Annotated in this window: 13 protein-coding genes; 9 read left to right on the top strand and 4 right to left on the bottom strand. The window is 67.1% G+C overall.

Annotation, left to right across the window (positions count from 1 at the left end):
- Positions 1-48: 48 nt before the first annotated feature.
- The 6 genes from H9638_RS16240 (at position 49) to H9638_RS16215 (ending at position 7208) form a co-directional block, all read left to right on the top strand.
- Entirely contained in the window at positions 49-1518 is a 1470-nt protein-coding gene (locus H9638_RS16240) for a DUF3375 domain-containing protein (protein ID WP_191749188.1), read from the top strand.
- Complete coding sequence (locus H9638_RS16235; protein WP_191749186.1) at positions 1515-2282, top strand: DUF4194 domain-containing protein; 768 nt, start codon at positions 1515-1517, stop codon at positions 2280-2282. The genes H9638_RS16240 and H9638_RS16235 overlap by 4 nt, the downstream gene beginning before the upstream one ends.
- Positions 2279-5602: an ATP-binding protein gene (locus H9638_RS16230; protein ID WP_191749184.1), complete on the top strand. Its 3324-nt coding sequence runs from the start codon at positions 2279-2281 to the stop codon at positions 5600-5602. The genes H9638_RS16235 and H9638_RS16230 overlap by 4 nt, the downstream gene beginning before the upstream one ends.
- Positions 5603-5886: 284 nt before the next feature.
- The gene (locus H9638_RS16225) at positions 5887-6195 is read left to right on the top strand and encodes a transcriptional regulator (RefSeq protein WP_191749182.1); all 309 of its coding nucleotides are present in this window, start codon (positions 5887-5889) and stop codon (positions 6193-6195) included.
- A 120-nt stretch (positions 6196-6315) separates the two neighbouring features.
- The gene (locus tag H9638_RS16220) at positions 6316-6660 is read left to right on the top strand and encodes a PadR family transcriptional regulator (protein ID WP_318241914.1); all 345 of its coding nucleotides are present in this window, start codon (positions 6316-6318) and stop codon (positions 6658-6660) included.
- Positions 6657-7208: an HAAS signaling domain-containing protein gene (locus tag H9638_RS16215; protein WP_191749179.1), complete on the top strand. Its 552-nt coding sequence runs from the start codon at positions 6657-6659 to the stop codon at positions 7206-7208. Before H9638_RS16220 ends, H9638_RS16215 begins: the two co-directional genes overlap by 4 nt.
- Here the strand turns inward: H9638_RS16215 and H9638_RS16210 are convergent.
- From H9638_RS16210 to arsB, 3 genes are read right to left on the bottom strand one after another with little or no spacing between them, the layout of a single operon-like run.
- On the bottom strand, positions 7205-8653 hold the full coding sequence (locus H9638_RS16210; protein ID WP_191749177.1) for an FAD-dependent oxidoreductase: 1449 nt from the start codon (positions 8651-8653) through the stop codon (positions 7205-7207). The genes H9638_RS16215 and H9638_RS16210 overlap by 4 nt on opposite strands.
- Positions 8654-8677: 24 nt before the next feature.
- Positions 8678-9094, bottom strand: coding sequence for an arsenate reductase ArsC (locus H9638_RS16205; RefSeq protein ID WP_191749175.1), 417 nt, complete (start codon positions 9092-9094; stop codon positions 8678-8680).
- Positions 9091-10203: an ACR3 family arsenite efflux transporter gene (arsB, locus tag H9638_RS16200; RefSeq protein WP_191749173.1), complete on the bottom strand. Its 1113-nt coding sequence runs from the start codon at positions 10201-10203 to the stop codon at positions 9091-9093. The genes H9638_RS16205 and arsB overlap by 4 nt, the downstream gene beginning before the upstream one ends.
- A 107-nt stretch (positions 10204-10310) precedes the next feature.
- On the opposite strand from arsB, the gene H9638_RS16195 reads away from it, so the two are divergent.
- The 3 genes from H9638_RS16195 (at position 10311) to H9638_RS16185 (ending at position 12530) form a co-directional block, all read left to right on the top strand.
- Positions 10311-10661, top strand: coding sequence for an ArsR/SmtB family transcription factor (locus tag H9638_RS16195; RefSeq protein WP_191749171.1), 351 nt, complete (start codon positions 10311-10313; stop codon positions 10659-10661).
- A 73-nt stretch (positions 10662-10734) separates the two neighbouring features.
- On the top strand, positions 10735-11643 hold the full coding sequence (locus H9638_RS16190; RefSeq protein WP_191749169.1) for an oxygenase MpaB family protein: 909 nt from the start codon (positions 10735-10737) through the stop codon (positions 11641-11643).
- A gap of 215 nt (positions 11644-11858) precedes the next feature.
- Positions 11859-12530, top strand: a complete 672-nt coding sequence (locus H9638_RS16185; RefSeq protein ID WP_191749167.1) for a DsbA family protein — start codon at positions 11859-11861, stop codon at positions 12528-12530.
- A 151-nt stretch (positions 12531-12681) separates the two neighbouring features.
- Here the strand turns inward: H9638_RS16185 and H9638_RS16180 are convergent, their stop codons facing one another.
- Positions 12682-13917 (bottom strand): beta-ketoacyl-[acyl-carrier-protein] synthase family protein, encoded by a 1236-nt coding sequence (locus tag H9638_RS16180; protein ID WP_318241913.1) that lies wholly within the window; start codon positions 13915-13917, stop codon positions 12682-12684.
- Positions 13918-13930: the final 13 nt, after the last annotated feature.

The raw sequence follows: 13930 nt of genomic DNA, 5'->3' as shown, positions 1-13930 counted from the left end.
AATCAGACAGGCCCGTTTTACCCCTTCGTTCCGGGCGGAAAGCGCAGCATGTCCTTCACAGAAAACGCCGTAGCCCGCTGGGCGGAGCTGCAGCGGCTACAGGCCTCGCCCGGCTGGAAACTCACCAACGCGAACCCCTGGGTCCTGGCCCTGTTCCGCGAGGCCTTCACGCGCACCCGGCCGCGTATCCCCCTGGACGAATTCCACAGCCTCACCGACTCCTTCCTGCAGCAGCTTAGGCTCAACGGGCAGAGCCTGCGCGAGGACTGGACCGGCAAGAACTACGCCGATGAATGGGTGGCCCGCCGCTTCCTGGCCCGCCCCCGCGCCGACGGACGCTTCGTCTACGAACTCACCGAACCCGCCGTCCGGTTCCTCTCCTACCTGGACGGCTTCACCGGCGACACCACCAGCCTGAACTCCTCCCGCCTGAATACCCTGCTCTCCAGCGTGGAAACCCTGGCGCACGAATCCAACCCGGACCCCGAAGCACGCATCGCCGTCCTCGAAGAAGAGATCGCCCGCCGCGAGGACCTCATCCGGTCCCTCCGCGCCGGCGACGCTCCCCCGCCGCTGGACGACGACACCGCCGTCGAAGCGGCCCGCGACATCCTGGACCTCGCTGCCGCGCTGCCCGCCGACTTCAAGCGCATGCGCGACGGCCTCGAGAAGATGCTGCACACCCTGCGCCAGGAAATGGTCGAATCGCAGGCCTCCAAGGGCCTGACCATGGGCGAAATCCTCGAAGCGGACAAACGCCTGCGCAGCACCAGCGAAGGCCGCACCTACGAAGGCTTCACCGCCTTCCTGAACGACGCCGACCAGCAGGGACGCTTCCGGCACGCCATCGCGCAGGTCCTGGAACGCGACTTCGCCGACGCGATGTCCCCCGGCGACCGGCAGGCCCTGTACCGGATGATAAGCGACATGCGCGAACAGGCCGCCGAAATCCAGCGGATCTACGGCCGGCTCTCCGAATCCCTGCACACCTACGTCCAAAGCGACGAATACCGGGAATCCGTCCAGCTGCGCAAACTCATCCGCGCGGCTGAAACCGCCATCCACAAGGCACCGCGCGGACGCCGCCGCGCCGCCGTCGTCCCCGCACCCAAGCTCTACGCGTCCGCGTTCGAATCGCTCAGCATGGTCCGCACCTACGACCCCGCCGAGCACGCCGCACCGCGGAAGCTGCCCGCACCGCCGTCGTTCACCGAAGCGGACATCCACCGCGCCGCCCGCACCCCCAAGGCCGACCGCCGGGTGCTGCGCGACGCAATCACCCGGGCCGGCAGCCGCCGCGGCCGCGCCACCGTCGCAGAGATCTTCGCCGAACTGCCCGCCGAACACCGCCACCTCAACAGCATCCGCGCGCTCCTCGCCTCCGCCGCCCCCGCCGCCCCCGCAGGGGGCACGGAAACAAGGACGGCAGCCAGCGAGTCCATCCCGTTCCTCCAGATCGACGGCAGTTCCCGCACCGCAGTGCTGCCCGTCCTCACCGTCGCCGAAAGCCAGTCATGACTGAAACCCCCACCGCAGAAGACTTCGACAATGAGCTGGAAGAGCAGGACGAACTAGAGGAATACCCCCAGCCCGCCCGCGACGTCCTGATCGACGGCCCGGAACTGTTCCCCGGCGACACCGGCACCCTGCCGCTGAAGCTGCGCCAGGCCCTCATCCGGCTGCTGCGCGGCCCGTACCTGGACGCCAACTCCTCGGACAACGTGTACAACACCGTGGTGGATAACCAGGAGCAGCTGCGCGTCCGGCTGAGCGAGCTGTTCCTGGAGCTGGTGGTGGACGAGGACCACAAAGTTGCCCTGCTGCGCCCGGTGGAAATGGCCGAACCGCACACCACTGCCCTGCAGCGCCAGCGCGAAATGACGCGCGAGGAAACCCTGCTGCTGCTGCGCATGCGCCTGGTCCTGGACCGCCACTCGGGCACCGGCAACGAAGCCACCATCGCCCGGCAGGACATCATCGACGTCCTCGAGCAGTACGTGGACCCGCAGGCGCACGACGCCAAGGGCGTGGAAGACCTGGCCGACGCCGCCATCCGCAAGCTCGTCACCGAACGCCGCCTACTGCTGCCCACCGAGCTGGACGACGTCTGGGTCATCTCCAACGCACTGCCGCTGGCCCTGCCGTACGAACACATCGGCGACATCATCACCTACATGAACTCGCTGACCGAGGCCCCGGCCGAACCGGACACGGTTGAAAACGCTGAAACCGCGGACGCCCCGGTTGAGGCAGAACTGAACGACGGCGAGGAGCCGGCATGAGCATCGAAACCACCCTTCCCATGGGGGACCTGATCAACCCCGGCCAGAACCGGCTCTCCCGGATCCAGATCGTGAACTGGGGAACGTTCGACGGCGCGCACACCATCCACGTGGACCGCGCCGGCACGCTGCTCACCGGTGACTCCGGCGTCGGCAAGTCCACCATCTTCGACGCGATGCTGCAGGTCATGGACGCCCGGCCCAAGATGAACGAGGCCGCGCAGAACAACGGCGGCACCGCAGCCGAGGAAAAGCGCACCGCGTTCTCCTACATGCGCGGCCGGCTCGGCACCCAGGGCATGGAAGCCGGCGACGGCACCGCCTACCAGCGCCCCGGCGCCACCTGGTCCGCCGTCTGCCTCACCTTCGACAACGGCCTGGGCCAGATCACCAGCCTCTCCGTACTCATGGACCTGCCCGCGACCGGCACCGAACACCACGTCGGCCGGTTCTACGCCGTGCACAACCGTCCACTGGACATTCCCTCCCTCGAAACCGGCATGCGCGGCCGGTTCACCAAGGGTGCCCTTGAATCCCTGCTCCCGGGCGCGCAGATCTTCGATTCGCACAAACTCTTCGCCGAGCGGTACCGCACCGCCCTGGGTGTGGAGGACGAGAAGGCCTTCGGCCTGCTGCGCATCCTGCAGACCGGCAAGGGCCTGGGCGGAACCGTCAACGACTTCTTCCGCACCAACGTCCTGGACACCCCCAAAACCCTCACCGCCGCGGACGAGGCCGTGGAGGACTTCAGCCACCTGCGCAGCATCCGCCGCCAGCTCGAACGCGCCCGGCAGCAGCGCGACCAACTCGCCAACGTCCCTGACCAGCACCACCTGTTCCTCACTACCAAGGCCGAACTGGACCGCGTCCGCGCCCTCACCGCCGACGGGCTGCCCGCCTACCGCCGCCGCCTGGCGCTGGCCAGCCACGAGCGCGACGTCGACCGCCTCACCGGTGCTGCAACCACCGGCCGCGAAGCGCTGAAGTCCGCCGAGAAACAGCGCACCAAGCTGAAGAAGCAGGTCGCCGAGCTCACTGCCCGCTACACGCAGGAGGGCGGCGGCGCGATCGCCACCCTGGAACGCGAGGTCGCAGCCGCGCAGGCGCAGCTTGTTTCCCGTGAAACCGTGGAGAACGCGTTCCGCGCCGACCTGCGCGCCGCCGGCATCGACACGGACCTCTCCCCCGCCGGGCTGGTCACCGCCCGCAGCCGCGCCAATGAGCTGATCAAGACCCTGAACGCCGACGTCGACGCCGCCCGCGAGCGCAGCTCCGACGCGCACGGCGAGGCGTGGGCCCTGAAGGGTTCCATCGCGAAGCTGGAAACCGAGATCGCGTCCTTCCGCCGCCGGCGCAGCAACATCCGCCCGGAAAGCCTGGAACAGCGTGCCCGGATCTGTGAAGCCACCGGCATCGACGAGGCCGAGATGCCCTTTGCCGGCGAACTGATCGACGTTCCGGCCGACCACTCGCAGTGGCGTGCCGCCGCCGAACGTGTGCTCCGCCCGCTCTCCACCGCCCTGCTGGTTCCCGGCGAACACATGGCCGCCGTCACCCGCTACCTCAGCGAAACCAACCTCCGCGGCTTCCTGCGCTGCATCGACGTCAGCATTCCCGTGGACGGCCCGTCCGAGCCGGGACCCCGTGACCTGATCACCAAGCTCAGCACCTACGACTCCGCCATGGGCGACTGGGTGGCCCGCAAGATCACCGCGCACTACGACTTCGAGTGCGTCGAAAACCCGGACGAGCTGGCCAAGGTATCCCGCGGCGTCAGCCTCGGCGGTGCCGTGAAGCGCAACTCCTCCACCACGGAGAAGGACGACAGGCATACCAAGGCCTCGGACAACGTCCTGGGCTTTGATAACAAGGACAAGATCGCTGCCCTGGCCGCGGAGCTGCTGGCCCTGCGCGCTAGCTTTGAAGAGGCCGACGTCGTCTCCCGCAAGCACGCCGCCGAGCAGGACGACCTGATCCGCCGGCTCGCCGCCGTCCGCAAGGTCGCTGCCGACACCCGCGAGTTCGAGGAGATCACCGCCGGGGAGCAGCGCGCCGCCGTCGCCGACGCCGTCGAGCGCCTGGAATCCGCCCGCGACGCCAACGCGGACCTGGAGCAGATCCGCTTCGAACTGGACACCGCGGAGCTGGACCTGACCGCCGCGACCGAGAAGATCGGTGTGCTCAAGGGCGACCTGGCCCGGCTCGAGGCCGAGCTGACCGCCGCCACTGAACGCCGCGACACCCTGGCCGGCCGCGGCCCGGATGCCCTGGCGGAGGACCTGCGCGCGCAGCTTGATGAGCTGTTCGCCCCCTTCGGTGAGATCACCGACGTCGTGCACCTGAACGACGCCGCCGGGCAGGTGGAGCGGAACCTGCTCACCGACGCCGCCCGGTTGGATAAGACCCTGCTGGAAACCCGCACCCGGCTGGAACGCAGCTTCGAGACGTACAGCGAGAAGTGGGGCTCGGACTTCGGCACGTCCGTGGACTCGGCCGAGGAGTACGTGCACCGGTACGAGGACATTGTCACCGAGGGCCTGCCGCAGCACGAGTCGGAGTTCCGCGAATACTTCAACAACCGCACCTACGAGCGGTTCAGCGACCTGCTGCAGCTGCTCGACGAGGAACGCCGCAGCATCTCCTCGCGCCTGCTGCCGCTGAACTCGGTGCTGCGCCGCGTGCCGTACCACGTGGACAGCCACCTGGAGATCGAGGTCAAGACCACCGTCCCGGACGACGCGCACAAGTTCCGCACCGAACTGAAGAACGCGCTGCCGATGATGGGTGTGCGGCAAGACAAGGCGGACATGGACGCCCGCTACGCCGCGCTCGAGGGCCTGGTGGAGAAGCTCAAGGATCCGCAGGAGCGCCGCTGGCGGGCCGAGGTCCTTGACGTCCGCGCGCACGTGACCATCACCTGCACCAACAAGCTCGCGAACGGGCAGTCGTTCACCAACCTGCAGGCGTCGCTGATGTCCGGCGGCGAGGGCCAGCGTTTCACCGCGTTCATCATGGCGTCGGCGCTGGCGTACCAGCTGGGCATTGTGTCTCAGGGCTTCAGCACCTACGGCACCGTGATGATGGATGAGGCGTTCGTGAAGTCGTCCCTGTCCTTCGCCGAGGCGTCCATCAACGCGCTGCACGAGTTCGGCTTCCAGCTGCTGCTCGCCGCCCCGGAGGACAAGGTGGATCTGTCCCGGTTCCTGGGGTCGGTCACGGAGATCCTGCGCGACGACGCCGCCAACCGGTCCGGCACGCTGGAGCGGGTTCCGGTGGGGTCGTCTGGCGGCTCGCGGGCTGTGGATATTCTGCTGCGCTGACGCTCGCGGGGCGGGCCCGGGCGGGCGCCGGCGGGCGGGCGCCCGCCCTGGCCCGTCGGCCCATGCCCGTCATTCAACGACGGTGCCAACCCCTCCGTAGCTTGGCACTGTCCACGTCCGCACCTGGGCACCTCGCACCCGGCACCCGCACGCACCCGGACACTCTCTGCAGAAAAAACTTCTAGACAAGTGCTTTACGGTCCGTAAACTGCTTGCGTGATTGATTCCGCCAACAAGAACTACTCCCCCGCTGCGCGTCATCCTGCCGATCAGACGCTGCCACGATGAGACACCCCCGTCATGAGCTGAACGCGCTGATCCACTCCCCCGTGCGCTTTTCGATCATGTGCTATCTCGGCTCGGTGGATGAGTGCGAGTTCTCCATCCTGCGGGACGCCGTCGATCTCTCAGATTCCAGCCTCTCCCAAAACCTCACCCGGCTCGACGACGCAGGATTCATCACGATCGAAAAACGCCAGTACGGTCGTCAGATGCGAACGTGGATCGCCAGCACGGAGGCCGGCAACGAAGCACTCCGGAACAACCTCATGATCCTCCGCGAGATTGCGGAGCACGATCCGGTGGGCGGGTAACCCACTCCCCACAACGGTTCCCCCAGCCCAGAGGGCTTCTTGGTGCGCAGCAGCGTCAGCCGGAAATCGCCCGTCAATAGGGGCTACCTATTGATGCAAGATACCGCTAGGGTGTGGCGTGTGGATACCCAGCAGGAAGCCATTCTCGTCCAGCTCCGCAAGGGCGTACTTGAATACTGCGTCATGGCGCAGCTGCTTCGTGCGCCATCCTATGGTCTGCAACTGGCCACGGATCTCTCCCGTTTTCCGGCCTTATTCGCCAGCGAAGGAACTCTCTATCCGCTCCTCGCCCGGCTTCGCAAACAGGGAATGGTCGAAACCACCTGGCAGGAATCCGCCTCGGGGCCGCCGCGGCGATATTACAAACTCACCCAGCAGGGGGAGGCTGCCCTGGCGTCCTTCCAGGATGCCTGGGGACCCTTCACCGCAGCAGTCACCTCAGCTTTAAAGGAGGCCGAAGAGTGAACGCCGATGCAATAAAGAAGCCGCTGCCCGATTCACCGCTCGTTGCTGCGTACCTCGCCGACCTTGAGCACGCGCTGGCCCATTCGGCGGACCGGGAGGAAATCGTCGCATCGGTGCGTGAACACATCATTGACGCGCTGGACGCCGGACAACATGCTCCAGAAGCAGTCCGAACAATCCTGCACGAGTTGGGACCCGTGGAGCGGATCGCCCGCGAAGCCTCTGGAAGCGCTGCGGAACCGGAGTCTCGTACTGCGACGTGGGGAAATGTGGCCGCCACGGTGGCTGCGTTCCTGAGCTTGATTCTGGTCTTCATCCTGCCCTTTGTGGCTGTTCCGCTTGCTTTCGGAGCCCTGGTTGCCGGGTTGGTGACGTTCCCGCGAGGGTCCTCGCGCCGTCGTGCGGTGGATTGGCTGCCTATCCTCATCAGCGCTGCGTCGCTGACCATCACGCTGTTGGGTGCCCTATTCTTTCTGCCCGCAGGCGACCCCGTGCCCGCTGGCCCGGCGCTGGAACAGTCAGTTCCCGCTGCCACAGTGCAGAATTAACTGCCCCGCTGCGCTGAACGGCCGTGGGCCAGTCCGGTAGGAATACCCAGGAACTGCGATTCCGGTGCGGTGTCCGTTCCACAGCACGACGACGCCGCAGGCTCCGATTCAGGGGCCGCAGAGGTCCCGCAGCAGGACTCCGCTGGGCCTTCGGCAGCAGGCGCGTCGCAGCTGCTGCCGAGATCGGTGGAGCAGACGCCCGTTTCGGGCAGGACCAGCTGCACGTCGTTGGCGGCCTGCTGGTCTCCGGCCAGGGCTGCGGCAATGGAGCGGACCTGCTCATAGCCGGTGGCCATCAGGAACGTGGGGGCCCGCCCATAGGACTTCATGCCCACAATGTAGAAGTCCTTCTCCGGGTGGGACAGCATTTTGGCGCCGTGGGGTGCCACGGTGCCGCAGCTGTGGAACTCGGGGTCGATCAGCGGACCGAGTTCCCGCGGTGCCTCCACTGCCGGGTCAAGGTCCAGCCGGATTTCGCGCAGCATGTCCAGGTCCGGGCGGAAACCGGTGGCCGGGACCAGCAGGTCCACGTCCAGCTGCTGCTCCCCTGCCGGGGTGCTGCCGATGACGGCCAGGGTGTCCGAGGGTTTGAAGCCGGTGATGGTGAAGGAGGTGTGCAGTTCGATGCGCCCTTCCTCCACCAGGGTGCGCAGCCGGCTGCCCAGTGCTCCGCGGGCAGGCAGGCCGTCCAGGTCACCGCCGCCGTAGACCCCGGCCGGGGAAGCATTGCGGATGGCCCAGCTGATCCTGGTGCCTCGGGCCTGCGCCGCAAGTTCCCCCAGTTCCAGCAGGGTGTTGGCTGCCGAGTGTCCGGCACCCACCACCAGCACGTGTTTGCCCGCGAACCGGTCCCGGTCCCGCCCGGTGACATCAGGCAGCGGCCCGGTGATCAGCCCGGCCTCGAAAGCCTCCACTTCACCAACGGCAGGCAGCCCCGCCTGGCCCAGCGGGTTCGGTGTGGACCAGGTACCCGAAGCATCAATAACTGCCCGGGCCCGGTAATCGGTGACCGTGCCCTCGTCGTTGCGCACCCGGACCAGGAACGGCGTCGTCTCGCGCCCTGAAGTGCGGGTCTTGTCCAGCCCTTCGCGGCTGACGGACAGGACCCGGGTGGAGGTGTGCAGCGCCGCGGCAATAGCCGGAACGGCGGCCAGCGGCCGCAGGTACTGCTCCAGGAGTTCGGCACCGGTAGGCAGCGTCTCGCCGTCAGGCTCCTGCCATCCGGTGGACGCGAGCAGGCGGCGGGCGGCGGCGTCGACGTCGTACTGCCACGGCGAGAACAGCCGGATGTGGCCCCAGGAAGCGACGGCGGCCGCGGGCGTCTGCCCGGATTCGAAGATGATCGGCGTCAGGCCACGTTCCAGCAGCTCGGCCGCGGCGGCCAGGCCCACGGGGCCGGCACCAATCACGGCGACGGGAAGCTCAGCGGGGGTGTCGGTAGACATAAAAAGGTTTCCTTTGGTTGGGTATTAGTCGGCCGGAAGCAGATCGGCGATGAGCGCCTGAGTGCGGACCTTGATCTCGTCGCGGATGGGCCGTACGGCGTCCAGCCCCTGGCCTGCGGGATCCTCAAGCTTCCAGTCCTCGTAGCGTTTGCCGGGGAAGATGGGGCAGGCATCGCCGCAGCCCATGGTGATCACGACGTCGGACTCCCGGACTGCTTCGACGGTCAGCACCTTTGGCAGCTCCGCGGACATATCGATGCCGTCCTCCGCCATGGCTGCCACGGCGGCGGGGTTGACGGCGTCTGCGGGTGCGGAGCCCGCGGAGCGGACCTCAATCCGCCCCTGGCCAAGGGCCCGCAGGTAGGCAGCCGCCATCTGGGACCGGCCGGCGTTGTGCACGCAGACGAACAGGACGGAGGGCTTTTCAGTGCCTGAACTCATCGATTCGTCTTTCCCGTGGAGGAGGTAAGGACGGGTTCGGCAGCGGGCCAGTATTTCCTCCGCGCCCAGAGGGCAACGTAAACGAGAGCCACCAGGACGGGTACTTCAATCAGCGGACCAACGACGCCGGCCAGCGCCTGCCCGGAGGTCACCCCGTAGGTACCGATGGCCACAGCGATGGCCAGTTCAAAGTTGTTGCCCGCCGCGGTAAACGCCAGCGTGGTGGTGCGGGGGTAACCCAGGTTCAGGAGCCTGCCCAGCAGCATGCCGATGCCGAACACCACGACGAAGTAGAGCAGCAGCGGCAGCGCGATCCGCACGACGTCGAGCGGGTTGGAGGTGATTTCATCCCCCTGGAGGGCGAACAGCAGCACGATCGTGAACAGCAGCCCGTACAGGGCCCACGGGCCGAGTTTGGGCAGGAACGTGCCCTCGTACCAGTCGCGGCCCCGGGCTTTCTCCCCGACGGTGCGGGTGAGGAAGCCAGCCAGCAGCGGGATGCCCAGGAAGATCAGGACGCTGCTGGTGATGGCCCAGAAGGAGAACTCCACGCTCGTGGTCTGCAGTCCCAGCCACCCCGGCAGGACCTGCAGGTAGAACCAGCCCAGTGCGCCGAAGGCCAGGACCTGGAAGACGGAGTTGATGGCCACCAGCACGGCGGCAGCCTCCCGGTCGCCACAGGCGAGGTCGTTCCAGATCATCACCATCGCGATACAGCGGGCCAGGCCCACGATGATCAGCCCGGTGCGGTATTCGGGCAGGCCCGGGAGGAAGATCCAGGCGAGCGCGAACATAAACGCCGGTGCGGCCAGCCAGTTCAGCACCAGGGAAGTGATCATCAGCTTCCGGTCCGTCACCACTGCCCGGGTCTCGTTGTAGCGGACCTTGGCCAGCACCGGATACATCATCACCAGCAGGCCGACGGCGATGGGCAGCGACACGTTGGCTACCTTCAGCGAATCCAGTGCGGGACCGATGCCCGGCACCACCCGGCCCAGCAGCAGGCCCGCGCCCATCGCGGCAAGGATCCAGACGGGCAGGAACCGGTCCAGGGTCGACAGCCTGGCCGGAACCTGGCCAGCTTCCGCCGGCGTAGCGGGATTGCTCACTTAACTCCTCCGGTGATCTGCGATTAGGTATCGATCAATGTCGATATCCGTCCCTCCCGAGTATTCCGTCAGGCATCGACGGATGTCAATCTGTGCATAATGGAGGAATGAAGACCCTCCAGCCAGCTTCCGCTCCTGTTGCCGAGGTGTGCTGCACGCCAGTGACTCAGGAGGCCATCAGCGCAGAGGAGGCCCAGCGCTTTGCCCAGTTACTCAAAGCTGTGGCAGAGCCGACCCGGCTGCGTCTGGTCTCCCTGATTGCCGCCCAGGACAACAAGGAGGCCTGCGTCTGCGACCTGACAGAACCGGTTGGCCTGGGTCAGCCCACCGTCTCGCATCACCTGAAGATCCTTGTGGACGCCGGGATCCTGCACCGTGAAAAGCGCGGTGTCTGGGCGTACTACTCCATTGTCCCTGGCGCCTTGGAGCGCGCCGCAGCTGTTCTCTCCCCGCGCTAGGTGCCGCCGTCGGCTGGCGCCGCCCGGCGAACCCCGTGCTGACACCTCCAGCCTCCGGGACCATACTGGACAAATGGGCAAGCTTCTTTCTTCCTGGCGGCGGCAGCTCGTCGGCACGTTCAGCAACAACTCCGAGACCATCCCGGAATGGGAACTCGAGCTCGCCAACGGCACCGACCCCGGCTACTACGGCCCGGACTCCGCCGTCTGGGCGGTCCATGGCTCCATGACCACGATCATCGCCGGGATCCGCGCCCTGCTGCTGCAGGCCCTGCACCCGGGAGCGATGGCCGGAGTGCGCGACTACTCCAATTACAAAGAAGACCCGCTCGGCCGGCTCGCCGGCACCATCCGCTGGATCTTCACCGTCACCTACGGGGATACGACGGCGGCACGCAGCGCCTCGAACTGGGTGCTGCGGCTGCACGAACGGGTTCGGGGCACCTACGAAGACGCCGCCGGCACGGTTCGGCCATACTCAGCGAACGATCCCGAGCTCGCCCGATGGGTCCATCTCGCCTTCACCGACGCCTTCCTGACCTCGCACATGGAGTTCGGCGGGCCCATTCCCGGCGGACCGGACCAGTACGTGGCCGAGTGGGCCACCGCCGGTGAACTGATGCAGATCGAGAACCCGCCCCGGGACCTGGCCGGACTGCGGAAGCAGATGGCTGCCTTCGATCCCGAGCTGCGTTCCAGCCCCACGGTCGAAGAGGTGGTGCATTTTCTTCGCCACCCTCCGCTGCCGAAGAACCAGCTGATCGGGTACCGCGTCCTGTTCGCCGGCGCCGTCGCGTCCCTGGAACCGCGGCACCGCGAACTGCTGGGGCTGAAGGAGCCCACGATCGGCCCCTTCAAGCTGCCGGTGCACGGCCCGGTGAAACTGGTGCTGCGGGTGATCCGGTTCGGGCTCGGCAACATGGGTCCCTCCGAACGGTCCGCCCGCGAGCGCATCGCCCGGTTGGAAGCCGCCCAGCGCTAGGCTTCCCGGCGAGAGACTGCCGGGCAGGAGGCTGCCGGGCGGGAGCAGCAGCAGGGCGTCCAGCAGTCGAAGCAGCAGGGAACCCAGCCGTAGCCCCGGCCACACTCCCGCCTGACCGAAATCACACGGAAACGGGCTTCCGATCCCCCGGAATCCGGTGGAAAAATTGTAGATAAATCCGCTAAGCAGCAGCCTTCCCTTCACAGAAAGGAACTATGCGCAGGACTGTCCCTTCCCTGGTTATCGCTTCAGTACTCGCCTTGGGCGGTGTCGCCTCCTGCGCGGCACCGGAATCGGCACCCGAAACGACCGCCACGGCATCGGCAGCACCCACCTTTTCAGCGGAGCAGCTGGACATCGTGGCGCCGGCGGATGCCCGGGCGATCACCAACCCGGCAGATCCCAAGGCCACCCTGGTCCTCTTCACCGACTACGAGTGCCCCTACTGCGCCAAGATGGACGCATTGATCCAGCAGGCCGCGGAAGACTACGGGGACGAGGTCCGCATCCTTGTGCGGAACTACCCGTTGTCCAAGCACCTGAACGCCGAGCCGGCTGCCCAGGCCGTGGAAGCCGCCGCGGAGCAGGGCGCGCTGCAGGACATGGCGGCAACCATCTTTGAGCATCAGGAGGACTGGGCCGCCGAGATCGACCCGGATGACATCTTCGCCCAGTACGCCGAAGACCTGGGCCTGGACGTGGAGAAGTTCCGCGCCGACTACTCCTCCGAGGCCATCAAGGCCCGCGTGGCGAAGGACCTGGCAGATGCCAAGGCCCTGCAGGTCAAAGGCACCCCCACCCTGATCCTGGACGGCCAGATGCTCCAGCTGAATTCGGTGGACTACGCCGAGCTCCAGGAACCGCTGGACGAGGCCGTCGCCAACTGACCCCGGCCGCGGACTGAGGGCGCGCCCCCTTTGAGGGACGCGCCCCTTTTCAAGACGGGCCGCCTTAAGGGACGTTCGCCCTTTAACGAACGCGCGCCTTTAGGGACAGGCGGCCGTCAAGACGCGCCCCTTTTCAAGACGGCGTAGCCGCCTACACCCGGCCGAACGCCACCACGCAGTTCTGCCCGCCAAAGCCAAACGCATTCGTCACGGCGTACCGCACGTCCTGCTCCCGGGCCGTGTTCGGCACGTAGTCCAGGTCGCACTCCGGGTCCGGAGTGGCGTAGTTGATGGTCGGCGGAATCACGCCCTCCACAATCGACATCGCGCACAGCAGCGACGCCAGCGTTCCGGCGGCACCGATCAGGTGCCCGGTCATCGACTTCGGTGCGGTTACCGCCAGCTCCGGGGCATGCGCGCCAAAGACCGTGTGCAGGGCCATGGTTTCCGTGCGGTCGTTGGCCTTGGTGGAGGTTCCGTGCGCACACACCAGGTCCACGTCCGCCGGATCCAGCCGGGACTGCTCCAGCGTCCGGGAAATCGCCCGGGCAGCGTACGTGCCGCTGGGTTCCGGCGCCACAATGTGGAACGCGTCCGATGTCATCGCCCCGCCCAGCACCTCCGCATACACCCGCGCCCCGCGCGCCCGGGCATGCGCAAGCGTCTCCATCGTGCACACCACCGCGCCCTCGCCGAACACAAAACCGTCGCGGTCGGCGTCGAACGGACGGCTGGCCTCCTGCGGCACGTCATTGTTCCGCGAGAGCCCGCGCATCGCCGTCAGGCCCGCGAACATCACCGACGTGATCGCGGCATCGGTTCCACCCGCAATCACGACGTCGGCGTCCCCCGCCAGCAGCAGCCGCCGCGCCTCGAGCAGGGCGTGCGTACCGCTGGCGCAGGCGAGCGCGCTGGCGTTGACCGGACCGTGCACTGCCAGGTCGATCGCCACCTCGCAGGCGGGCATGTTGGTCAGCGACGACGCCACAAAACTCGGACTGATCGGCCGGATCCCGCTGGCTTCAAACAACGTGGTGGCGTCCTGAATCTCCGGATAGCCGGACACGGCACTGTTAATCACGACGGCGGCGTCCGTCTCCTCCAGCGAGGGGCCCAATCCGGCGTCGGACACCGCTTCCCGCGCCGCAGCGACGGCCAGCTGCGAGGCCCGGGAGGATCGGTTGATCCGTTTGACCGGTAACCAGGCCGCGGGGTCGAAGCCCTTCACTTCCCCGGCGATCCGGGTGGGGAAGTCCGACGCGTCGAACGCCGTGATCCGGTCGATCCCGCTTTTGCCCTGTTTCAGTGCCTCCCAGGTCAGCGGCCAGGATCCGCCCAGCGGGGTCTGCGCCCCCATCCCGGTGATGACTACGCGTTCGGTGCTCACTGCCAGGCCACCT

Source organism: Arthrobacter pullicola (assembly GCF_014836875.1).
Taxonomy (GTDB): Bacteria; Actinomycetota; Actinomycetes; order Actinomycetales; family Micrococcaceae; genus Arthrobacter_B; species Arthrobacter_B pullicola.
The sequence above is the reverse complement of the archived record's forward strand: the minus strand, read 5'-3'. Positions and strand labels throughout refer to the sequence as shown.